Source organism: Vreelandella sp. V005 (assembly GCF_052645115.1).
In genome coordinates this window covers 56,457-77,620 of the sequence record NZ_JBQXYA010000011.1, presented here as the reverse complement: position 1 = coordinate 77,620, position 21,164 = coordinate 56,457, and the positions used below count along the sequence as shown (strand labels likewise).

Below are 21,164 nucleotides of genomic sequence, written 5' to 3'. Positions count from 1 at the left end.
ATCTCGCTAGCGTCATTGTTATTGGATCATGCTGTTAGAAAAGCGACAAAAAAGAAGAGGTCGCTTTCGTTTACGAAAGGCTAGTTGATCACTTGCGAACTTGCAACGCGTTTTTAGGCGATAAGGCTAGGCATTTAGGCGTAGAAAGCGAACACAAAAAAGCCGACTACCGGTGTGCAGTAGTCGGCTGTGTTTGTCAGCAACTTATTGAATCATAAGAGTTACTTGATGTTTTCTTCTGCCTGTTGGGGCGCAGGTGCAGGTTTGCCATTGTGATCAATTAGCGTCGACTTGTTTTTGGCAAAGGCATCGTAGGCGAAGTCGTCTACGGTAAGCATCTCCAGCACCTCGGTTTCGAAGGTACGCATGAAGTCGGCATCCTCAGCACTGATCAGGCCTTTCTCCAAGCCAGCTTCAACGCGTGCTTCAGGGTGCAACGCTGTTTGCGGGAGCTCTCCTTTGGCATACGCTTTATTCAACGTACGATAGATCGCTTCGGCACGGTCATAATCAACCAGCAGAGCGTTATAGCGCGCCAGCGGATTGCGCTGTTCACCGTCATCAGCGTCCCAGGTGTTTTCTAGCAGCTTGGTGCGCAGGGCACTGTGGGTAGAAACGCGCTTGGCAATATTGCGGGCCAAGTCGTCGTGAGGTTTATTCCAGCGACGACCGGTAGGCATCACTACTGCGTTCAGTGTCTTACCTAGCGCGCGATTAGGAAGATTATCGAATATCTCGACAAACGCCTGCTCGGCACGCTGCAGCAGAAATCGGCAGCTGTAATGTAGAAGCGCTTCTTCGCCTTCCACCTTACTGCCTGACTGCCACTGCTTGAGCACCATAGAGGTCAGGTAGAGGTTCGATAGCACATCGCCTAAGCGAGCAGAGATCATTTCACGCTTCTTGAGCGCTGAGCCCAGGCTTGCCATGGCAGCGTCAGCACACAGGCCAAACCCAGCAGAGAGGCGGGCAATATCCTGGGCATAAGCCGCTGCAGGGCCATCGAAGGGTACGCTGGTTTTGCCGATACCAAAGCCTAAGGTAAAGGCGCGGGCGGCGTTACCAAAGATCAAGCCCGCGTGGCCGAAGAAGGCTTTATCGAACGCCTTCATATCGTTGGTATCTTTGGCGGCCAACTCATCAAGCACATAAGGGTGGCAACGAATAGCGCCCTGGCCAAAGATCATTAGGTTGCGGGTCATGATATTGGCGCCTTCCACGGTGATCGCGACCGGGTTGGCGCTATAGCCGATACCGAGGTAGTTGCGTGGGCCAAGCGTCACTGCCTTGCCGCCGTGTACGTCCATGGCATCGCTAAGCAGCACACGCTGGAACTCGGTCAACTGGCTTTTTAGAATCGCCGAGGGCACCGCCGGCTTTTCGCCGTGATCGATCATGTTGGCGGTTTGATACACGGTGGCCTGTGAAATATAGGCCAGCGCCGCCATGCGAGCGAGAGGCTCTTGTACGCCTTCCATTTCGGCAACCGGTACATTGAACTGGCGGCGTACACGGGTGAAGCCGCCGCTCCAACCCAGGGCATAACGCGCGGTGCCGGTAGCGCCCGAGGGGAGCGTGATGCAGCGACCAATCGAGAGGCACTCGACCAGCATCCGCCAGCCCTGGCCAATCATGTCCGGACCACCAATGATGGTGTCCAGCGGTACAAAGACATCTTTGCCGATAATCGGGCCATTCATGAATGGGCTGCCGATAGGGTGGTGGCGACGGCCGATTTCCATGCCGTCGGTATCACGGGGAATCAACGCCAGGGTAATGCCGCGATCTTCTTCATCACCCAGCAGTTTTTCAGGATCAAACAAGCGGAAGGCCAAGCCGACGACAGTGGCGATGGGGGCCAGGGTTATCCAGCGTTTTTCGAAGTTAAGGCGCAGGCCAAGTACTTCTTCGCCGTTAATGGTCTGCTTGCACACAACGCCGGTATCAGGCAGCGAAGTGGCATCAGAGCCTGCGCGGGGGCCGGTCAGGCCAAAGCAGGGAATTTCACGGCCATCGGACAGACGCGGCAGATAATGGTCTTTCTGCGCTTGGGTACCGTATTTAAGCAACAGCTCGCCAGGGCCGAGGGAGTTAGGCACGCCCACGGTCACCATCAGGGTTTCATTGGCTGAAAGCTTTTGCAGCACCATGGACTGTGCTTTGGCCGAAAAGCCTAGACCGCCGTACTCCTTCGGAATGATCATACCGAAGAAGCCCTCTTTTTTCAGATAGTCCCACAGCTGCTGGGGCAGGTCGGCACGTTCTTGAGCAATATCCCAAGCGTTACACATGCCAGCGGCTTTCGCACACTGATTGGCCAAAAAGGCTTTCTCATCGTCGCGTAGGCCGTCATCTTTAAAGGCCAGCAGCTTTTCCCACTGGGGCTTGCCTGAAAACAGCTCGCCATCCCAGGAGACGCTGCCTGCTTCCAAGGCGGTGCGCTCGGTGGCCGATACTTTAGGTGCGACCTTTTTGAACATGGCGAACAGACGCGGCGTCAGCCACATGCGACGCAAGGCGGGCAGGCCGGTAATAGCAATCGCGGCGGCACCCATTAGGAGCAATACGCCGATCACCTCGGCATCAAACAGCAGGCCAACAAGGCCCAGTACGCCAAGCACCGCTAGCGCCGCGGGGGCGCCTGCTTCGCGCCGCATTACCACCAGCAGGCCGGCGATGGCGAGCACAATAAGGAGTAGGGTGAGCATAGGATTTCTCTCTGTTTCAGGCCTTTATATCCAGCCTGCTGTTGTTAATAAGCGCATCAATCGAACACTTGTTTGAATATTGGCAGATGGACGCCGCCTCACGCAAGTATTTAGGCATGTTTAGCGATGTAAATGTGATCGACTGGCTAAAAAAACCATACCCGTGAAATGGCCTTTAATGGCTAGCCAATTTTAGTCACTCCTCCAGCAGTGGTTTTTACGAATGGAGCGTTCTGCTTTTTTCAGCGGTTATCAAGGCTATTACGCGTTATGCTTTTGTTATTATTATGTTCGCTGTTCTATAGCGATAAACAAGGAATGAAAAAATGTGGCGAAATAGTCGCAGCGGATGGGGATTAATCAGTATTCTGTTTCACTGGCTAAGTGCGCTAGCCATTATTGGTCTGTTTGCACTGGGCTGGTGGATGACTGACCTGGGCTATTACGACCCTTGGTACAATCAGGGGCCATGGGTACACCGCTCGATTGGCATCCTGCTATTGATGACTACCTTCGCGCGATTGGTATGGCGCTTCGTCCAGCCAACGCCCCACGCCGAGGGGAGCCGATTAGAAACTATTGCCGCCCATGCCGGTCATATTGCGCTCTATGTGCTTTTACTAACCGTTATGGTGAGTGGCTATTTAATTTCAACGGCCGATGGCCGGGGTATTACTGTTTTTGGCTGGTTTGAAGTACCTGCCGTGCTGTACGACTTGCCCAATCAAGCTAGCTTGGCGGGTGAGATACACTGGTACAGTGCCCTGGCATTGATGACCTTAGCGGTGGGGCATTCGCTTGCTGCCTTTAAGCATCACTGGTTAAGTCGGCATAAAACCTTGGTACGTATGCTAAACCCAGCGCATAGCCAAGCAGGCCATTAAAGCGCATCAAGATAATGACGTTGCCTGTAACAATTTTTCTAAACACTGCGGGTAAGATAATTGACTGCCCGCAGTGCCTATTAAGTAAAGCAAGGAGCAATTCACTATGTTCAAGAAGACAGCATTTGCATCCGCAATCGCCGCTATAGCGCTGGTACCTTTGAGCCAAGCCCAGGCCGCTGATTACCAAATCGATACCGAAGGTCAGCACGCCTTTGTTCAGTTCAAGATTTCTCACCTGGGCTTCTCTTATATTCTAGGCAGTTTTGAAGAGTTTGAAGGACAATTTGCCTACGACCCTGAAGATATCGATGCTTCTTCTGCCGAAATCGAAGTACAGATTGATAGTTTGACCAGTAACCACGCTGAGCGTGATCGCCATATTCTCAGCGATGACTTCTTGAATGCCAGCGAGTTTCCGACCGCTACGTTCACCTCTACGGGCTTCGAATCGACGGGCGATAATGAAGGTGTGTTATCAGGTGACCTGACCCTGCACGGCGAAACCCAGGAGATTGAAATGCCAGTTACCCTGTTGGGTGAGGGTGAAGACCCTTGGGGCAACTATCGTGCCGGTTTCGAAGGCAGCACCACGTTGACGTTGAGCGATTACGGAATCGACATGAGCGATTTCCCTGAGTCCATGCATGAGCTTGAGCTCTACGTGACGTTTGAAGGCATTCGTCAGTAAATTTTTACGGCTTTCCTTACGCCACTGCCCTTCAGGGGCGGTGGCGTTTTACGTTACAACCGATAAAGAGTTAACCACTAAATAAGGAGAGCGTGCTTGGCAGCTGTCATGCATCAAAAAGAGTTGGCAATAACCCTATGGCGCCAAACTTGGCCAATGGCCATTGGGGTGTTGGCACTATTGGGTTTTCAACTTGTAGATAGCGCCTTTATTGCCCGCTTGGGTACTGCGCCATTGGCCGCTCAGTCGTTTACCTTTCCGCTTTCGTTTCTGATCATTGGTATCCAGGTAGGTATGGGTATTGCGATAGCCGCCTTGATTTCACGCGCTCTGGGTGCCGGTGAAGAAGCGCGAGCAAGGCGTTTAAGCAGTTTGGTACTGATGGCGGGTGGGGGAGTGATCGGCCTCTTGGCGATTATCTTATGGTTATTTCATGTGCCCATTTTTCAATTATTGGGTGCAGACGAAACCACACTTTCGTATATCCGGATTTACTGGGCGCCTCAATTGCTATCGGCTTGGTTGGGCGCGCTGCTCTACTTCAGTTACAGCGTATTTCGCGCCCATGGTGATACCCGCTTGCCGGGTAAAATGATGATGCTGAGTAGTCTAATCAATCTTGTGCTCGATCCGTTGCTGATTTTTGGTGTGGGTGATTGGGAAGGTTGGGGACTGCCTGGTGCCGCCTGGGCGACGGCCATTGCTTTCTCCGTTGGGCTTTTGATTACCACTCGTAAGCTACTCACGCGCCAGTGGGCATCTCAGCAGGGGCTGTGGCAGGAGGCCAAGCAGTCTTGGCGGCCATTTGCCGGTATTGCCGCTCCCGCCATGGTCAGCCAATTGATGCCGCCCTTGGCTGCTATGTTGGCCATCTCAGTGGTGGCGGGTTTGGGCGAAAGTGAAGTGGCAGCGTGGGGCTTGGCAAGCCGGCTGGAGACACTTTCGCTAATGGTGATTCTGGCCATGACCATGTCGCTTCCGCCCTGGCTAGGACGCTGTTACGGCGCCGGTGACTGGGGGCAGATCCAGCAACTCATGCGTTTAGCTACCAAGGTCGCGCTAGTGTGGCAACTGGGGCTCGGCGTGATATTGGCATTGGGAGCGCCCTGGCTGTCGATGGCGTTAGCGGGCAACCCCGATGTGCAAAGCGAGCTGACACTGCTCATTCGGTTTCTTTTGCCAAGCTACGCAGCGCTAGGGGTCTGCATGCTGGTGGTTTCGGCAGGTAATGCATTGGGCTGGCCGTTGCGCGCGATGTTGCTCTCCAGCGCTCGGCTGTTTATCTGCTATTTGCCTTGTTTATGGTTAGGCTCGCAGTTCTTTGGTTGGTGGGGGTTAGCGGCGGGCGCAGCCATAGGCAATGTGCTGGCAGGCTTTCTGGCGTGGCAAGTGATGCGGCGTATTTTATCCCGCCCGCACCGGCAGGCGGGATACGTAAATTAATGCTTGTATGAAGCTTCCTGAATAGAGAAATACATAAACAGGAGCGCCATGCCCAAGTAGCCCATGACAAACTCAGGGGCGGCATTCAGTGACAGCTCTGGGGCGTGCATTAGTCCGACGAATGAGAATCCCGCGGCAACGGCTGCAAAAGCGGCGGCGCGTCTGAATTGATGATCGATCACCGACACCGTCATGGCGCCGAGCAGTATGGCCATAAACATGGCGCCTTGGCCCATGACGACAATGGCACTGGAGATATCCGTGACCACTTCGCCCGCACCGCGATTGAAGCGTGTCATCACGTAGTTAGCAAAGTAGGGCAGCATTGCCAACGCCACGGCAGGGTAGTAGCGCGTGTCGTTGGCTTGAAACGCCGTCGCAATCATCGACATACCCACAAAAACCAAAATCGGTGCTACCACTGAAACGGGAATAATCGCGGCCAGGGCGGCAATCAAGCCGAACATGGTGGCCAGCGCATAAACCGCGCCGTTGAGAAGGCTGTAACCACGTCCAGCGCCCATCCACTTAGCGCCCACGGTGGCGATATAGACCGTGGTAGGAAAGACCCCGCCAAACAGGGCGCCAATCATTGTGCCTGCGCCATCAACCGCTTGGCACTCGCGCACATCGTACTTATCGCCAGCGGCTTCCATTGCTTCCACGTTATTCATGGTTTCAATGGCATTATAAAGAGTAATCGGCAGCACCACGGTGAGTACCGCGAGCATGCTGGTCAGCAGTAAACCCAGCCCTTCAAACCACGCTAGGTTGGGAAGCAGCGGATAAAAGCCCAGGTGAGTGAATGCATCGCTAAAGCGTTCGGCGCCCGCATCGCCTATCAAATAGGCCATGGCGGTGCCGACGATAATGGCAAATAGTGAGGTGGGCAGCTTGAACGGCATACTCACTCGTGCGACCAAACCAACGATAATGATCGCTAACACCAGCAGGCCAATAATGGGCATTTCGAGCGTTTTAAACAACATTTCACCGGCGATAAACGTCAGTGCGACACCAGCCACGGCACCTAGCATGGCGGCACGTGGCAGGTGGTACTGCACCCAGCGGCCAATCACGCTGATCGCGGCTTCAATGGCACCGCTAATGAAGCAGGCGGCAACGGCTACTTTCCAGGCCATTTCCGCGTCGCCAGTAAGCTGTTTAGCAGGTAATAAAACACCAAACAGAAAGACGAACATCACCGGCGTTGAGATACCGTAAGAAAGTGCCGTCACGTCGGCACGATTCTCTTTACGCGCTAATCTGGCTGCGCTCCACGCATAGTAAAAATTACCGACCATTACCGCTACTGCCGCACCGGGCAGCACTTGCCCATAGACAATGGACGAGGGGAACCCCATGCCCAGCATGGTGATGGCAATAATGACAAAGTTGGCAATGTTGTTTTGAAACAGGGCGAAGAACGCGTCGGTGTCTTCTTTTTTGTACCAGGGGTAGTGGGTGCTGGCAGCCGCCATGTCAGGCCTCTTGATTATGGTGTGTTGTATACAAGGCAACGTTGAGTGTGCCGAAGGGTTGACTAATCGGTCAAGCGCCTTGCACACAAAAACGCCCAGGGAAGCCTGGGCGTTTGTTGTGCGATAGTGCTTGGACGCTATCTAGTCGTTGACAGCGGCAATCGCTTTAGCGAGGTAGGGGAGATTCTCTTGGGAGAAGCCCGCTACGTTGGCACGGCCTGAACGCACCATGTAGATACCAAACTCGTCGCGCAGACGATCAACCTGCTCCGGTGTTAAGCCGGTGTAGGAGAACATGCCGCGCTGTTCGGCAACGCAGGCATACTTTTCGTCCAAGCCATAAGGCTTTAGTGCTGCTACGAAATCACGACGAAGGGTATTGATACGGTCGCGCATTTCGGTGAGTTCTTCACGCCACAATGCGGTTAGCTCGTCGTCGTGGAGGATTTCACTGACGATGGCGCCGCCGTGAGCAGGCGGATTTGAATAGTTTTCACGGGCAACGATAGCGACCTGAGAGCGAATGTTATCCATCTGCTCGCTATCTTTGGCGACCATGATCAAGCAGCCGGTACGCTCGCAATAAATACCAAAGTTCTTGGAGCAGGAGCTGGTGATGATCGCTTCATCGAGGTTTTCGGCCAACAGGCGCACGCCATAGGCATCTTCATCCAAGCCTTCGCCAAAGCCTTGATAGGCAAAGTCGATCAGCGGCAGTAGTTTGCGCTCGCGAACAATTTCCAGCACTTCCTGCCATTGGTCATGGGAAAGGTCAAAACCGGTTGGGTTGTGGCAGCAGGCATGTAGCACGACTACGTCGCCTTCCGGAATGTTTTTCAGCGCTGCGCGCATACCATCAAAATCGAGACGGTTGTCAGGATCAACGTAAGGGTACTTATGCAGTTTAATACCCGCCGCGGTAAAAATACCGTGGTGGTTGGGCCATGTGGGGTCACTCACCCAAATATCCTTGCCCGGCAACTGGGTAGCAACGAAATCAGCCGCCAGGCGCAGAGCACCGGTACCGCCAGGTGACTGCGTCGCGCTGGCGCGGTTAGCTGCCAATACCGGCGATTCCGTGCCAAACACCATAGGCAGCACGACTTCGCCATAGCTGGGGGCGCCATGAGAGCCAATATACGTTTTCGTTGTTTCATTCTTGAGCAGGCGAGCTTCTGCTTCCTTAACAGCGCGCATTACCGGCGTATTGCCTTGGGTATCGCGGTAAACACCGACACCTAGATCCACTTTCTGTGGGTTGGTATCTTTCTTGAAAGCTTCGATCAGCCCGAGAATGGCATCTCCTGGGACTCGCTCAATATGCTCAAACATTTATTCGGCTACCTCGTCGGTTCTGGCGGCAAGAATGAAGTCATTTAGATGCAGGCCGTTAATAGCATGCGTCCACCACGTAACGGTGACGCTGCCCCACTCCGTCACAATGACAGGATGATGGCCAGCCTGCTCTGCAATATCGCCAACGGCTTGGGTAAACGCCAAAGCGCTGGCAAAGTCACGAAATTTAAAACACCGCAACACCTTCATGATGCCATCGTGATCGACAATCTGCCACTGGGGGAGGCTTTTTAGCCGTTCTTGAGCGTCCGCTTTACTCAGCGGCTGAGCACCTTTGCTACACGGTTCACAGATAGAGTCGGCTAGCGTGGTCATCGTTTGGCTCCTAAGCTTAAGTGCTAACCTTTAGCGTAGAAGGCAAACACAGTCGCGACCATCGTCTTTGGCGCTATAGAGCGCTTTATCGGCCCGTTCGATCAGGCTGTGAAGGGGTTCGCCACAGCGGTACTCGGCGATACCGATGCTCAGTGTTACTTGACCTGTGCCAACACCAAAGTCGCGAGCGCTGATCGCTTGGCGTATGCGTTCGGCGAGTGTATGGCATTGTTGCAGCGGGGTGAGCGGTAACACGACCATAAACTCTTCGCCACCCAGTCGAGCAATCATGTCTTCCCGACGCAGTAACGATAGCGCCTGTGTCGCCAGTTGCTTGAGCACGTCGTCACCATGTAGGTGTCCCCAGCGGTCGTTAAGGTGTTTAAAATGATCAATGTCGATCATCATAATAGAAAGCGGGGTGCCATGGCGGGTGCTCAGTGACGCGACATTCGTTAAGTGCAGCATCAATTTGCGGCGATTGGGTAGTTCTGTAAGCGGATCCGTATCGCACAATTTACGAAGCCGCTGCTCCTCGGACACCTGATCGCTAATATCCATCATGATGCCGTTCCACTGTACGCCATCAGCGACGGGAGCGGGCTTAGCGCTAACGGCAATCCAGTGCGGCTTCCCCTTTGGGAACGGTAATCTGAAGCGGGTGGTGAGTGGCAACATCCAGCGTGCAGAACGCTCGATTGCCGACATGATTTTGGGGTGATCTTTACCCGTTAATTGCTCGACTAGCTGACCTGCGTTATGAGCAAGCAGCTCTCGATCAATATGTTGAAGTGCTACACCACCGCCCTCTAGGTAGGGAAAGCGCATATGGCCGTTGCGCGCGCGGTGTAATTGAAAGATGACACCAGGAATGTGAGGGACGAGGTGATCTGCACTGATTCGCTGGGGTGCGTCTACATCATTCACGGGCATGCGTGAATCTCCAAGCATATACCAATTAAATTTCGATCGTGAAGATTAGCGCTATTTACGTAATCAGGATGTAAGCCATTGCAGACAAATTGGCTAAAATCCATACTTATTTTGAATAAGGTTATTCGTTTTATACATGTTTGCGATTAATTTTTTAACCAGCAAATAAAGCGTCATCACTATTTAATGATAAAATTAATTACTTTTTCGAATATTAAACACTTTTTTTATTCCTGAGGTGATTCCTTGGAAGCAGGACAAGCGCTAACGTCTGCACCACACGGTCTAGTTAGTTTAATGGGAGCCGGCCCTGGCGATCCAGAGTTATTAACGCTCAAAGCTTACAAGCGTTTGCAGGCCGCAGAAGTGGTCTTGTATGACCGTTTAGTCAGCGAAGAAATTGTGGCGTTTATTCCCCATGGTGCGCAGCGTTTTTACGTTGGCAAGGCGCGCTCCCAGCACAGCGTACCGCAAGACGGTATTAACCAAGCCTTAGTCCAATGGGCGCAGCAAGGTAAGCGCGTGGTAAGACTTAAAGGTGGGGATCCGTTTATTTTTGGGCGCGGAGGCGAAGAACTGGAGGCGTTGGTGGCCGCGCAAATCAGCGTGGAAGTTATCCCCGGGGTGACGGCAGCTTCGGGGTGTGCGGCCTATGCGGGGATACCGCTCACGCATCGCGATCATGCGCAGTCGGTGCGTTTCGTGACTGGCCACTTACAGCAAGGCGAGTGCGAGCTTGACTGGGATGCACTGGCACGGCCAGGGCAAACGCTGGTCTTTTATATGGGGTTGGGTAGCGTCAACGTTATTAGCCAAGCGTTGATAAAACACGGCTTAGCACCACACACGCCCCTTGCCTTGATTGAGCAGGGCACGACGCGCCAGCAGCTTACCCATGTGGGGTGTTTGTCAGCGCTGCCAACTGCTTTCTTGGCGGGGAAGATTAAACCGCCTACGCTTTTAATCGTAGGGAGTGTGGTGTCGCTACACACCACGCTTCGCTGGTTTGATGCACATGAGGGACAAGCATCGGGTTTTCACGAAGGTAAGCACCCAGCTTCGAGCTAGCGCATTTCAAAATAGAAGATGCTGGTAACATTACAGCAACATTTATATACGATTTTACTAACAGACTGGCTAGATACAGTGAGCTGTGTATGCTGAAAGGGAGTTCATCCACGGCTAGCGCATTTCATCGTTGGCTGATGACCGTTAGCTTGGGCAAACGTTAGTTTTGACCATTGAGGAATGCATAATGACAGAAACAAATCATTCGGATAGCCCGACACCTGCCAAGAAGCCGGAGCTGGCCAAAAAAACGGACATGAAAACCCTCTTTCAAGATAACCGGGTGAAGGCGATTGCCGGTATCGCGGCGATTGCAGTTATTTGGGCCATCATGGCGCAATCTAACGCAGGGTCTCGTCAGGAACAGGTGGATCGCTTGGAAGAGCAGCTTGCCAGCGCTGAGCAAGATAATAGTCAAATGAGTCAGCGTATTGCCGAAATTGAAGAGGCGGAAACTAATTTAGCTGCGCTTCAAGAAGAAATGGCCTCTTTGGAAGCTCAGCAGGAAGAGGCGAGTGCTTCGCTTGAAAGCGCCCAGGGGAATGTCACTAACGTTCAGTCCCGCCTTGAAGAACTTGAAGCAGAGCGAAGCTCGCTAGAGGAAGAGATTGCTTCCCTAAACGATCAGGTATCAACCGCTGAGAGCGAGATGAGCGCACTGCGTGAAGAGCGCGACGAGATCACCAGCACACGTGATGAGGCGGAAAGCACCCTTCAGCAAGTAGAAGAAGCGCGTTCTAGCGCTGAAGAAGCCCGTCAGGAAGCAGAAGCCGCTCGTCAAGAAGCCGAGGAGCAGCGCCAGCAAGCGGTTGAAGAGCTGGGCAACACGGAAGAGGAGCTGTCCGGGCTAGAAGAGCAGATTAGCCAGTCAAATGAACAGCTAAGTGGTTTAGAAGAAGAAATATCAACTGCCCAAAGCGAGCTTGATGAGCTAAAAAGTGAGCGTGACTCCATCTCTAGCGAACGCGATGAGCTGCAAAACGAAGTTGATTCGCTAACGGCGCTTCGTGAAGAGGAAGAACAGAGCTTGAGCGATGTGCGCACTGAGCTTGATGATGTCATGGTCGCTTTGGAGATGGGTCGCGAGGAAGTGTCGAGCGTTGAAAGCGATATTGAAGAGCGTGAGAGCCAACTGGAGCGTTTAGAGGGCCAGTTAAGCGAATGGCGCAATGAGCTGTCGACGTTAGATAGCCGTTTGGCCGATGCAGAAGAGTCCGCTGCTGAAGCGACTTCATCCTCACAAGAGAGTGAAGGTAGCGCCTCTGAAGGCAGTTCTTCAGAAGAAAGCTCCTCTGAAGAGAGCTCTTCACAGAGCAGCTCCGCTGATGAAAGCGCCAACGATAGCGATGGTGGCAGTGAAGAAGCGCAGCAAAATGCTGGCTAAAATGTTTGCAAGCAATGGTTGGAAGCTGCTGCCGTAATAGCTTAGCTATCACAAGAAGAGAGCAAGAGCGGATGTTGGGCAACCGGCATCCGCTTTTTGTTTGTTGGTTTATGATTGAGCCCCCGAGGAGTATCATTCACGCAACGTTACCGATTAGCCTAAATGAGGAGTGCCATTGAATGGATGGGGTTAAACATATTATTGCAGTGGCATCGGGCAAAGGCGGCGTGGGTAAATCCACGATTACCGTCAATTTGGCGTTAGCCCTGGCGAAGGAAGGTTACCGTGTAGGTGTGTTGGACGCGGATATTTACGGCCCGAGCCAAGCGCAGATGTTAGGAGTTAAAGAGGGCGTGCGTCCCCAGGCGGCGGCCAATGATAAATTCCTACCGCTAGAAGCGCATGGTATTCAGGCCATGTCGATGGCCTTTATGGTCAATACCCGCGAGCCGATGGTATGGCGCGGGCCAATGGTAGTGGGTGCATTCCAGCAAATGTTGACGCAAACCCAATGGGACAATCTCGATTTTCTACTGATCGACATGCCTCCCGGTACGGGCGATATACAGCTGACGCTGGCCCAAAAAGTACCCGTGGCAGGGGCGGTGATTGTGACTACCCCGCAAGATATTGCCTTGTTAGATGCCCGTAAAGGGATCGAAATGTTTCGGAAGGTTAACGTACCGGTACTGGGTGTGGTTGAGAACATGAGCCTCTACCACTGCGAAAATTGCGGCCATGAGGCGGCTATTTTCGGTACGGGTGGAGGCGATAACATCGCACAGGAGTACGATACTCAAGTACTTGGACGGCTTCCCTTGACCCTCTCCATTCGCGAACTGACCGATTCAGGGCGTCCCAGTGTTGTGTCTGAGCCGGAGGGAAGCGTGAGCCAAACCTTTGCCAGTATCGCCAAAAAAGTCGCTGAATCAGTCAACGCGAATCAAGGCGATAGCCCCACTATTTCTTTCAGTGAGTGAAGACGACATAAATGAGTATCAAATCTGATAATTGGATTCGTCGCATGGCCAAGAGCGACGCGATGATCGAGCCGTTTGAAGCCGAGCAAGTGCGCTATGTCAATGACCAGCGCGTGATTTCCTACGGCACGTCCAGCTATGGTTATGACGTGCGCTGCTCAGATGAATTTAAAGTCTTCACCAATATTCACTCTGCGATCGTTGATCCGAAGGCATTTGATGCAAAAAGCTTCGTCGATATTAAAGGCGATGTGTGCGTTATTCCGCCCAACTCCTTTGCACTGGCACGTACAGTAGAATACTTCCGTATTCCACGTAATGTGCTGACTATTTGCTTGGGAAAATCCACATACGCCCGCTGCGGCATTATTGTCAATGTGACCCCGCTGGAGCCCGAGTGGGAAGGTCACGTGACACTTGAATTCTCTAATACGACGAATTTGCCGGCGAAAATCTATGCCCATGAGGGCGTCGCGCAAATGCTGTTTTTAGAGTCGGACGAAGTGTGCGAAACCTCGTACAAAGATCGCGGCGGAAAGTACATGGGGCAACGTGGCGTTACCTTGCCGCGGACCTAGCTTCACTGTGCTGCAAAAAAATGCCTGACGGTGATAAAGCCGCCAGGCGTTTTTGTTTCCACCAATAGAAGTTGTGCAATTTACAATGTGCTTTCAGTCTTGCTGGTCGTCATCCAACTCCTCGTCCAGCTCTTCAGCAGCATCGGCGTGAGAAAGCCGCATGCCGTGTTCGGGTAGCAGATGACCATCCATCTTGGCACCTTCAGTGCTGAACTGCAGCCTGCCTTCCAAAAACCACTGCACCGCAATCGGGTAGATCAGATGCTCGCGGGAGCGCACTTTTTCCTGCAGCGTTTCCACGGTGTCATCAGGGCTGACCTGGAGTTCCGCTTGCAGCACGACAGGGCCTCCATCTAGCTCTTCGGTGACAAAGTGGACGCTGCAGCCATGACTGGTAACACCCGCTGCCAGCGCGCGCGCATGCGTATTCAATCCTTGGTACTCAGGGAGTAGCGAGGGGTGGATATTCAGCATACGGCCCAAAAAACGCTGAACAAAGCGAGGAGTCAGAATGCGCATGAAGCCTGCCAACACGATTAGGTCGGGTTCATGGCGTTCGATCACTTTGATCAAGGCGCCATCATAGGCTTCACGGCTATCGTATTCGCGGTGGGGCAGGGCGACCGCTTCAATGCCCGCTTCGTGGGCACGCTTTAAGCCGTAAGCATCCGCCACGTTTGAAATAACGGCAACAATCTCCCCGCCGCCGAGGCGGTCATGGGACTGCGCATCTATCAATGCCTGGAGGTTGCTGCCGCTACCCGACACCAGCACCACGATGCGGCGAGCACCAAGGGGGTCTGGCGTTATATCTTTAATGGTATCGCTTTGGTAGTCCGTATTGGTCATGCCGAGAGATTCTCCAGAATGACGGCTTCCCCTTGGCGTTTGACGATCTGTCCAAGACGATAAACGGATTCGCCTTCGCCTTGCAGGTGAGCGATAGCCTGCTCGGCCTGTTGCTCAGGTACGACAACGACCATGCCAATGCCGCAGTTAAGTACTCGATGCATCTCGGTTTCGTTGACATTACCCTGGGCCTGTAGCCAGTCGAAGATGGCCGGACGCTGCCAGCTATTAATATCGATATGCGCCGCAAGATCATCCGGCAGAACGCGCGGGATGTTTTCAAGCAAGCCGCCGCCAGTAATGTGGGACAGAGCGTGAACAGGAATATCGCTACCACGCATCAAAGAGAGCAGTGATTTGACATAAATCCGGGTGGGCGCCATCAGTGCGTCGCTCAGGGGCTGGCCGTCCACGTCAGTGGTCAACGATGCGTTACTGACCTCGAGTATTTTGCGAATCAGCGAATAGCCGTTGGAGTGAGGGCCTGAAGAGGCGAGTCCTAAAATAACATTGCCTTCGGCCACGTTACTGCCATCCAGTATGTCTGCTTTTTCCACGACACCGACACAAAAACCCGCTAAGTCGTAATCGCTCCCTTCATACATGCCCGGCATTTCAGCCGTTTCACCGCCCACCAAGGCGCAGCCAGCTAGCTCGCAGCCAGCGCCAATGCCGGTGACAACGTCAGCGGCAATATCCACATCGAGCTTACCCGTGGCATAGTAGTCAAGAAACAGTAACGGCTCGGCGCCGGCCACTATCAAGTCATTGACACACATTGCGACTAAATCGATTCCAATCGTGTCGTGTTTGCCCAGATCCATTGCTAGGCGCAACTTGGTGCCGACGCCATCGGTGCCAGAGACGAGCACGGGCTGGCGGTAACCCGCTGGAATTTCACACAGTGCACCAAAACCGCCAAGCCCACCCATTACTTCTGGGCGAGTGGTGCGTTTGGCAACATGTTTGATGCGGTCAACCAGGGCATTACCGGCATCTATATCGACGCCCGCGTCCTTGTAGCTGAGGGAAGGAGTAGCCGAAGAGGAGGAGGTCTCGGTCATGACAGATCCTGTGAGGCAATTAGCGGTGCTGGTAGTGCTGGCGACAAGGCCAGTGCTGGGCTTAACTTGAGCGGATTGTAACACTCAGAGGCCCGACTCGCACCGCCGTCACGCATGATGAAAAGCATCCGAGCGGCTTTTGCTAATTTGCGGCATAGTAGAGGTAAGTAAAAATAGTAGCGTTTAAATGAATATGGTTTGATTCGATCCGCGTTTGAGAGGGAACTATGCGCAATTCTTGGTGGGGTGTTCTGTTTTTAGTGGTGATCGGTGGTTTAATTTATTTGTTAGATGCCGTATTGATGCCCTTTATTGCAGGGATGATTCTCGCTTATTTAGCCGATCCATTAACTAACCACTTCCAACGCTGGGGCATGAACCGGCCGTTGGCAGTAAGCAGTGTGTTTCTGGTCTTGCTGATCGTGCTTGTGGTGAGTTTGCTGATCTTGATTCCGCTCATCGTCCAACAGCTTAAACAGTTAGGTGAGGCCATCCCCAGTATCTTTATCTGGGTAGAAAATATCCTTGCCCCGCAGGTGCAAGAGTGGACCGGCTACGATGTAACGGCAGAACTAACTAACGTGCGAGAAACACTGGCTGAAAACTGGCGGGATGCCGGTGGTTATTTAGCTCAGGCCTTAGGCCAAATTGGCCGTTCGGGCATGGCCTTTGTTTCTTGGATTACCTATGTCGCCTTGATTCCCGTCGTCACCTTTTATTTGCTTTTAGACTGGGACCGGTTGCTCAATAACATTGCTAATTTGATTCCTCGCCAGTGGGCAGATGACAGCTTTCGTTTAGCACGCCGCTGCGATGAAGTGCTTTCATCTTTTTTGCGTGGTCAGTTGCTTGTTATGCTCTGTTTAGGCGTTATTTATGCGGTGGGGTTAACGCTAATGGGGCTCAATTTTGGTCTGCTCATTGGCTTTGTTTCGGGATTAGTAAGCATCGTACCGTTCTTGGGTTTTATCGTCGGCTTAGTGATTGCACTGGTTGTTGCGCTTTTCCAATACGCTACTTGGTGGGCAGTGCTCGGGGTCATTTTGGTATTCGGTATTGGTCAAATGGCAGAGAGTGTAATCCTTCAACCTAAGTTGCTCGGTGATAAGATTGGTCTTCATCCAGTGGCGGTCATTTTCGCTGTACTGGCGGGAGGTAATCTCTTTGGTTTGACTGGGGTGCTATTAGCATTGCCCGTCGCGGCGGTTATCTTAGTACTCTTGAAAGAAGTGAAGGTGCGTTACCAGCACAGCGAATTGTACGACGATAAAAACACCGACAAACCGCCAGCGATCATTGAAGTCAGTTCCTCCTATCATGAAGAGCCAGGCCGTGATGCGCATGGTCGTAAGGATTTTGGGGAGTCACCATGAGCCGAATACCGGCACAGCTTCCACTTGGCATTGGGCTTCGTGACGACGCTACTTTCGATAACTATTATTCGGCGCGTTCAAACGCGCCGCTTTTAGAGCATATTACACGGCAGTTAACGCCCCAAGGGGAGCCGTTTCTTTATCTGTGGGGCGCGCCTGGCGTAGGCCGCAGTCACCTGTTACAGGCAGCCTGCCATGCCGCTTCAGATGCCGATAAGCGTGCACTTTATTTACCGTTGGAGGATTTAGGCCATTTCCCGCCGCTAATGCTCGAAGATATCGAGCGTTTAGACCTAGTGGCCATTGACGATTTGGAGTGTGTCATTGGGCGTAAACGCTGGGAGGAGGCGTTATTCCATGCGTTTAACCGACTACGTGATGCCGGTAAAAAACTGGTCATTGCGGCGAGCGCTTCTCCGCGCCAGTTGAATGTGGTGCTACCTGATTTGGCGTCTCGACTGTCCTGGGGAGTGACCTTTCACATACACCCGTTAGAGGACGATGCTGAGCGTTTGGCGGCTTTAAAGCTACGCGCGAGCGTAAGAGGTATGCAACTGCCCGATGATGTCGGTCGCTATATTTTGCACCGTGGCCCGCGCGAATTGGGCGAGCTTTGCCGTGCAGTGGAAACGCTGGACAAGGCGTCGTTGTCGGCCAAGCGAAAACTAACCATTCCCTTTGTAAAATCGGCACTTAACTGGTGAAACAGTCAATGAAAAACAGAGGATCCAGAGTCAAAAACGCCACCGCGGGCGGGGCCGACGGTGGCGTTTTTAGCGTCATGCTCGACAGAGCATACGGCTCACGTAAACCTTGATGGTTTAGGCAGTTTTGGTCATTTTGCTAGCAGCAGTTTGTGCCTGCTTGACGTTGTCTTCGGTAATTTTCTGGCTTTTTTGAATAAAGTCTTGCTGTAGAGATACGACCTTATCCGCATCACCTTTTGCACGCTCGGCTAGGTCTTTAGCGACTTTTTGCTGGCTTTCCATGTAGCTACGAAGCCCTTCGGCATCTTTGACGTCCATCATCTGACGCATTTGGGCAACGCCTGTGTCGAAATAGGCTTTGCTGGCATCCATCTGCGCATTGACCATTTTTTCAGTGTAATCGACGCTCAATGCCATGTAGGCGCGCGCCGGTGCCATAAAAATGTTGTCGAATTGCTGAGTCATTTCATTAGTATTGAATGTACGCATCGTCATACTCTCCAGGGTTTAGTCTCGCCAGAAGTAGCTATCCAGAGGTTGGCGCTGCTACTTCATTGGCTAGAATGGCTAGCTCAATAAGCAATACTGCTTTCGAGCTATCTTGCGGTGCAGCATAGCAAGCCTATTTGTGCAGTGCAACATTTGGCTTTTTCTTTGCTTGTTTTTCGCGTTACCTGGATGAGTGTTGAACGACGAAAATCGCAACGGAAGCACTCGCATATTTACCCTTGCGTGCTAACCAGCTAGCTTGAAGTTAACGGCGTGAACCATAGCCAATGATCTAACTGCTTTTGCTCGGATAAAGCAGCCTTACACAGACATCGATGGGAGTAATAGCAATGGCAACACGGATGGAGCGCGATAGCATGGGCGAGCTAGAAGTGCCTGATGACGCCCTTTACGGTGCGCAGACCCAGCGTGCAATCAATAACTTCCCCGTCTCTCATAGTCCTATGCCGACGGCGTTTATTTATGCAGTCGCCCGCATCAAATTGGCGGCGGCTCGGGCGAACCAAACGCTGGGAGGGCTTGATAGGGAACGCGGCGAAGCGATTCAAAAAGCGGCTCGTGAAGTGCTAGCTGGCAAACACGACCATCAGTTTCCCATCGATGTTTTTCAAACCGGCTCCGGTACGTCCACCAATATGAACGTCAACGAGGTGCTGGCAACATTGGCAAGTCGTGAAGGAGTCGAGGTAACGCCTAACGATCACGTTAATATGGGGCAGTCGAGTAACGACGTGATTCCAACGGCGATCCATCTTTCGTCGGCCATTGCCGTACATGAATCGCTGCGTCCCGCGCTGATTCATCTGCGCGACACGATTGATCTGCGTGCTAGCGAACTCACTCACGTAGTAAAAACCGGTCGTACCCATTTGATGGATGCGATGCCGCTGCGCATGGATCAAGAACTTGGCGCTTGGTCGAGCCAGATCAATCAAGCCATTGAGCGTTTCGACAGTGCAATGAAGCGGCTGTGCCGCCTGGCACAGGGCGGAACTGCCGTAGGCACCGGTATCAACGCGCCTACCGGCTTTGCTGAGCAGGTTGCTCAAGAGCTTAGCGAACAGACCGGATTAATGTTCACGCCCAATGACAGCTTTTTCGCCAGCCTCTCGTCACAAGACGCGGCGGTCGAGCTTTCCGGGCAGTTGAAGGGGTTGGCCTGTGTCATTATGAAGATCGCTAATGACCTGCGCTGGATGAATTCCGGCCCATTGGCAGGGCTGGGAGAAATCGAACTTGAGGCATTGCAGCCGGGTAGTTCCATTATGCCGGGTAAGGTGAATCCTGTAATCCCTGAATCAGCGGCGCAAGCGGCCGCCCAAGTCATTGGCCTGGATACGGCGATCACGGTTGCTGGGCAAAGCGGCAATTTTCAGTTGAATGTCATGCTGCCGCTGGTGGCGTCTAATTTGCTTACGTCCATCAGCTTAATGAGCAATACCGCCAGACTGCTGGCCGATAGGGCGATTGCGACCTTCAAAGTTCGAGAGGATAACTTGACAGGGCCGCTGGCGAAAAACCCTATTCTGGTAACGGCTTTAAACGGGGTGATTGGATATAACGCGGCTGCAGCGATTGCTAAAGAGGCTTATCAAGCGGGCAGGGCGATTATTGATGTTGCCGAAGAAAGAACCGACCTGGATCGTGAAACCTTGGAGCGCCTGCTGGATCCAGCGGTGTTAACCCAGGGAGGCATCCCTGAGTAACACGGCGCTATTTCGATGGGTGTAGCTAACAGAAGCTTAGGTCTCTTGTTCTTCCGTTTTGCCTTCTTGAATAGTGTCGTTTGCTTCACTTCGCTCTTCAGCGCTTGCCTCTGGCGTTTCGGCTTCGTCCTTACGCGAGGGGCGATAGCAAAACGTTGCTAAAATCGGGAAATGGTCGGAGCCGAAGTAATCAAGCCGTTTCATACCGACCAGCGTGAAGTGTTCGGTCACGAAAATGTGATCCAGAGGCCAGCGCAACATTGGGTACTTAGCGTGAAAGGTGCTGAACAGCCCACGTCCCCGACGTGGGTCAAGCATACCGCCAATGCGGCAGAACAAGCGGGTAGTGCGAGACCACGCCACGTCATTCAGGTCGCCAGCGACCAAGGTTGGCTGTGGGTCTTCGTGTATCTTTTTTCCCACCAGCAGCAGCTCGGCATCACGCCAAAGCGATTTTTCACTCTCGCTGGGCGCCGGTGGGCGAGGGTGGAGAGCAAAGAGGCGAATAGAGTCGCCGTTAGGCAGTGTCACTCTGGTGTGAATAGAGGGTATATCGTCCTGAATCAACCATTTGACGGATGTATCGGTAAGCTCAAGATGGGAATAGAGATGCATGCCATATAGGTTGTCTAGGGGGATCTTAACGCTGTTCGGCCACTGCTCTGCTAGCGCTGGATCTAGCTGGTCTTGCCACCACTGATCGGATTCAAGGGTGAGTATTACGTCAGGCTGATGCTCTTTGATCATGTCGATTAGCGGTTGAGCTTGCCGGTTAGGCGTTAGCACATTAGCGATCAGCAAGGTAATGGTTTTATCATCATCATTGCTCTTAGCCGTTTTAACCTGTATCGGCCATAGGCGAGTAAACGGCATGATGTAAAAAGTTTGTACCAGAAAAGTGATACCTGAAGCGATTAGCGCTAACCACTGCCAGGGGCCCGTTCCGCCAAACAGGGCTGCTAAAAGCCCCGTTGTTAGCGCCAAGCAAGCGATCTGCAGGCGTGGAAACTCAAAACTGCGAACCCACCACCAGTGCAATTCAATGCGCGCAATCAGCGTCGCTATCAATAACACGATGGCTATGCATCCTAGCAAAATACCCAGCATGGTTTATCACCCTTAATAAATGTCAAC

General features: G+C 52.8%; 19 protein-coding genes. 10 read left to right on the top strand and 9 right to left on the bottom strand.

Annotated elements, in window-relative coordinates; genetic code table 11:
• Positions 1–221: 221 nt before the first annotated feature.
• The gene (locus tag ACUN8H_RS17895; RefSeq protein ID WP_445533393.1) at positions 222–2,708 is read right to left on the bottom strand and encodes an acyl-CoA dehydrogenase; all 2,487 of its coding nucleotides are present in this window, start codon (positions 2,706–2,708) and stop codon (positions 222–224) included.
• A gap of 326 nt (positions 2,709–3,034) precedes the next feature.
• Between ACUN8H_RS17895 and ACUN8H_RS17890 the strand changes: the two genes are divergently transcribed.
• From ACUN8H_RS17890 to ACUN8H_RS17880, 3 genes are all read left to right on the top strand, one after another.
• On the top strand, positions 3,035–3,592 hold the full coding sequence (locus tag ACUN8H_RS17890; protein WP_445533392.1) for a cytochrome b: 558 nt from the start codon (positions 3,035–3,037) through the stop codon (positions 3,590–3,592).
• Between the two features lie 106 nt (positions 3,593–3,698).
• Entirely contained in the window at positions 3,699–4,283 is a 585-nt protein-coding gene (locus tag ACUN8H_RS17885) for a YceI family protein (protein ID WP_445533391.1), read from the top strand.
• Positions 4,284–4,391: 108 nt separating this feature from the next.
• Entirely contained in the window at positions 4,392–5,726 is a 1,335-nt protein-coding gene (locus ACUN8H_RS17880; protein ID WP_445533425.1) for an MATE family efflux transporter, read from the top strand.
• On the opposite strand, the gene ACUN8H_RS17875 is transcribed toward ACUN8H_RS17880, so the two are convergent.
• From ACUN8H_RS17875 to ACUN8H_RS17860, 4 genes are all read right to left on the bottom strand, one after another.
• The gene (locus ACUN8H_RS17875; protein ID WP_445533390.1) at positions 5,723–7,207 is read right to left on the bottom strand and encodes an NCS2 family permease; all 1,485 of its coding nucleotides are present in this window, start codon (positions 7,205–7,207) and stop codon (positions 5,723–5,725) included. The genes ACUN8H_RS17880 and ACUN8H_RS17875 overlap by 4 nt on opposite strands.
• A gap of 141 nt (positions 7,208–7,348) precedes the next feature.
• Positions 7,349–8,539 (bottom strand): amino acid aminotransferase, encoded by a 1,191-nt coding sequence (locus ACUN8H_RS17870; RefSeq protein WP_445533389.1) that lies wholly within the window; start codon positions 8,537–8,539, stop codon positions 7,349–7,351.
• Entirely contained in the window at positions 8,540–8,878 is a 339-nt protein-coding gene (locus ACUN8H_RS17865; RefSeq protein ID WP_445533388.1) for a 4a-hydroxytetrahydrobiopterin dehydratase, read from the bottom strand.
• A 30-nt stretch (positions 8,879–8,908) separates the two neighbouring features.
• Positions 8,909–9,811: a GGDEF domain-containing protein gene (locus tag ACUN8H_RS17860; protein ID WP_445533387.1), complete on the bottom strand. Its 903-nt coding sequence runs from the start codon at positions 9,809–9,811 to the stop codon at positions 8,909–8,911.
• Between the two features lie 246 nt (positions 9,812–10,057).
• Between ACUN8H_RS17860 and cobA the strand changes: the two genes are divergently transcribed.
• From cobA to dcd, 4 genes are all read left to right on the top strand, one after another.
• Complete coding sequence (cobA, locus tag ACUN8H_RS17855; RefSeq protein ID WP_445533386.1) at positions 10,058–10,879, top strand: uroporphyrinogen-III C-methyltransferase; 822 nt, start codon at positions 10,058–10,060, stop codon at positions 10,877–10,879.
• Between the two features lie 187 nt (positions 10,880–11,066).
• The gene (locus tag ACUN8H_RS17850; RefSeq protein ID WP_445533385.1) at positions 11,067–12,263 is read left to right on the top strand and encodes a kinesin; all 1,197 of its coding nucleotides are present in this window, start codon (positions 11,067–11,069) and stop codon (positions 12,261–12,263) included.
• Positions 12,264–12,442: 179 nt separating this feature from the next.
• Positions 12,443–13,243 carry an iron-sulfur cluster carrier protein ApbC gene (gene apbC, locus ACUN8H_RS17845; protein ID WP_445533384.1) on the top strand — a complete coding sequence of 267 codons (801 nt, stop codon included), beginning with the start codon at positions 12,443–12,445 and terminating at the stop codon, positions 13,241–13,243.
• Positions 13,244–13,254: 11 nt separating this feature from the next.
• On the top strand, positions 13,255–13,821 hold the full coding sequence (gene dcd, locus ACUN8H_RS17840) for a dCTP deaminase (protein ID WP_008956214.1): 567 nt from the start codon (positions 13,255–13,257) through the stop codon (positions 13,819–13,821).
• 93 nt (positions 13,822–13,914) lie between these two features.
• Here dcd and purN read toward each other — a convergent pair whose 3' ends face one another.
• A complete protein-coding gene (purN, locus tag ACUN8H_RS17835) occupies positions 13,915–14,670 on the bottom strand; it encodes a phosphoribosylglycinamide formyltransferase (protein ID WP_445533383.1) in 756 nt (251 codons plus the stop codon).
• On the bottom strand, positions 14,667–15,734 hold the full coding sequence (gene purM, locus ACUN8H_RS17830; protein ID WP_445533382.1) for a phosphoribosylformylglycinamidine cyclo-ligase: 1,068 nt from the start codon (positions 15,732–15,734) through the stop codon (positions 14,667–14,669). The genes purN and purM overlap by 4 nt, the downstream gene beginning before the upstream one ends.
• A gap of 227 nt (positions 15,735–15,961) precedes the next feature.
• Here purM and ACUN8H_RS17825 point away from each other — a divergent pair, with 227 nt between their 5' ends.
• Positions 15,962–17,107, top strand: coding sequence for an AI-2E family transporter (locus ACUN8H_RS17825; protein WP_445533381.1), 1,146 nt, complete (start codon positions 15,962–15,964; stop codon positions 17,105–17,107).
• Positions 17,104–17,811, top strand: a complete 708-nt coding sequence (hda, locus tag ACUN8H_RS17820) for a DnaA regulatory inactivator Hda (protein ID WP_445533380.1) — start codon at positions 17,104–17,106, stop codon at positions 17,809–17,811. Before ACUN8H_RS17825 ends, hda begins: the two co-directional genes overlap by 4 nt.
• Before the next feature lie 117 nt (positions 17,812–17,928).
• Here the strand turns inward: hda and ACUN8H_RS17815 are convergent, their stop codons facing one another.
• The gene (locus tag ACUN8H_RS17815) at positions 17,929–18,303 is read right to left on the bottom strand and encodes a phasin family protein (RefSeq protein ID WP_298966950.1); all 375 of its coding nucleotides are present in this window, start codon (positions 18,301–18,303) and stop codon (positions 17,929–17,931) included.
• A gap of 350 nt (positions 18,304–18,653) precedes the next feature.
• Here ACUN8H_RS17815 and ACUN8H_RS17810 point away from each other — a divergent pair, with 350 nt between their 5' ends.
• Entirely contained in the window at positions 18,654–20,030 is a 1,377-nt protein-coding gene (locus tag ACUN8H_RS17810; RefSeq protein ID WP_445533379.1) for a class II fumarate hydratase, read from the top strand.
• A 36-nt stretch (positions 20,031–20,066) separates the two neighbouring features.
• Here the strand turns inward: ACUN8H_RS17810 and ACUN8H_RS17805 are convergent, their stop codons facing one another.
• Positions 20,067–21,137 carry an endonuclease/exonuclease/phosphatase family protein gene (locus tag ACUN8H_RS17805; RefSeq protein ID WP_445533378.1) on the bottom strand — a complete coding sequence of 357 codons (1,071 nt, stop codon included), beginning with the start codon at positions 21,135–21,137 and terminating at the stop codon, positions 20,067–20,069.
• Between the last annotated feature and the right edge of the window lie 27 nt (positions 21,138–21,164).

Coding starts and splice junctions, on each gene's coding strand:
- ACUN8H_RS17895 (WP_445533393.1), bottom strand. CDS start 2,708: ATGCTCACCCTACTCCTTATTGTGCTCGCCATCGCCGGCCTGCTGGTG.
- ACUN8H_RS17890 (WP_445533392.1), top strand. CDS start 3,035: ATGTGGCGAAATAGTCGCAGCGGATGGGGATTAATCAGTATTCTGTTT.
- ACUN8H_RS17885 (WP_445533391.1), top strand. CDS start 3,699: ATGTTCAAGAAGACAGCATTTGCATCCGCAATCGCCGCTATAGCGCTG.
- ACUN8H_RS17880 (WP_445533425.1), top strand. CDS start 4,392: ATGCATCAAAAAGAGTTGGCAATAACCCTATGGCGCCAAACTTGGCCA.
- ACUN8H_RS17875 (WP_445533390.1), bottom strand. CDS start 7,207: ATGGCGGCTGCCAGCACCCACTACCCCTGGTACAAAAAAGAAGACACC.
- ACUN8H_RS17870 (WP_445533389.1), bottom strand. CDS start 8,539: ATGTTTGAGCATATTGAGCGAGTCCCAGGAGATGCCATTCTCGGGCTG.
- ACUN8H_RS17865 (WP_445533388.1), bottom strand. CDS start 8,878: ATGACCACGCTAGCCGACTCTATCTGTGAACCGTGTAGCAAAGGTGCT.
- ACUN8H_RS17860 (WP_445533387.1), bottom strand. CDS start 9,811: ATGCCCGTGAATGATGTAGACGCACCCCAGCGAATCAGTGCAGATCAC.
- ACUN8H_RS17850 (WP_445533385.1), top strand. CDS start 11,067: ATGACAGAAACAAATCATTCGGATAGCCCGACACCTGCCAAGAAGCCG.
- apbC (WP_445533384.1), top strand. CDS start 12,443: ATGGATGGGGTTAAACATATTATTGCAGTGGCATCGGGCAAAGGCGGC.
- dcd (WP_008956214.1), top strand. CDS start 13,255: ATGAGTATCAAATCTGATAATTGGATTCGTCGCATGGCCAAGAGCGAC.
- purN (WP_445533383.1), bottom strand. CDS start 14,670: ATGACCAATACGGACTACCAAAGCGATACCATTAAAGATATAACGCCA.
- purM (WP_445533382.1), bottom strand. CDS start 15,734: ATGACCGAGACCTCCTCCTCTTCGGCTACTCCTTCCCTCAGCTACAAG.
- ACUN8H_RS17825 (WP_445533381.1), top strand. CDS start 15,962: ATGCGCAATTCTTGGTGGGGTGTTCTGTTTTTAGTGGTGATCGGTGGT.
- hda (WP_445533380.1), top strand. CDS start 17,104: ATGAGCCGAATACCGGCACAGCTTCCACTTGGCATTGGGCTTCGTGAC.
- ACUN8H_RS17815 (WP_298966950.1), bottom strand. CDS start 18,303: ATGCGTACATTCAATACTAATGAAATGACTCAGCAATTCGACAACATT.
- ACUN8H_RS17810 (WP_445533379.1), top strand. CDS start 18,654: ATGGCAACACGGATGGAGCGCGATAGCATGGGCGAGCTAGAAGTGCCT.
- ACUN8H_RS17805 (WP_445533378.1), bottom strand. CDS start 21,137: ATGCTGGGTATTTTGCTAGGATGCATAGCCATCGTGTTATTGATAGCG.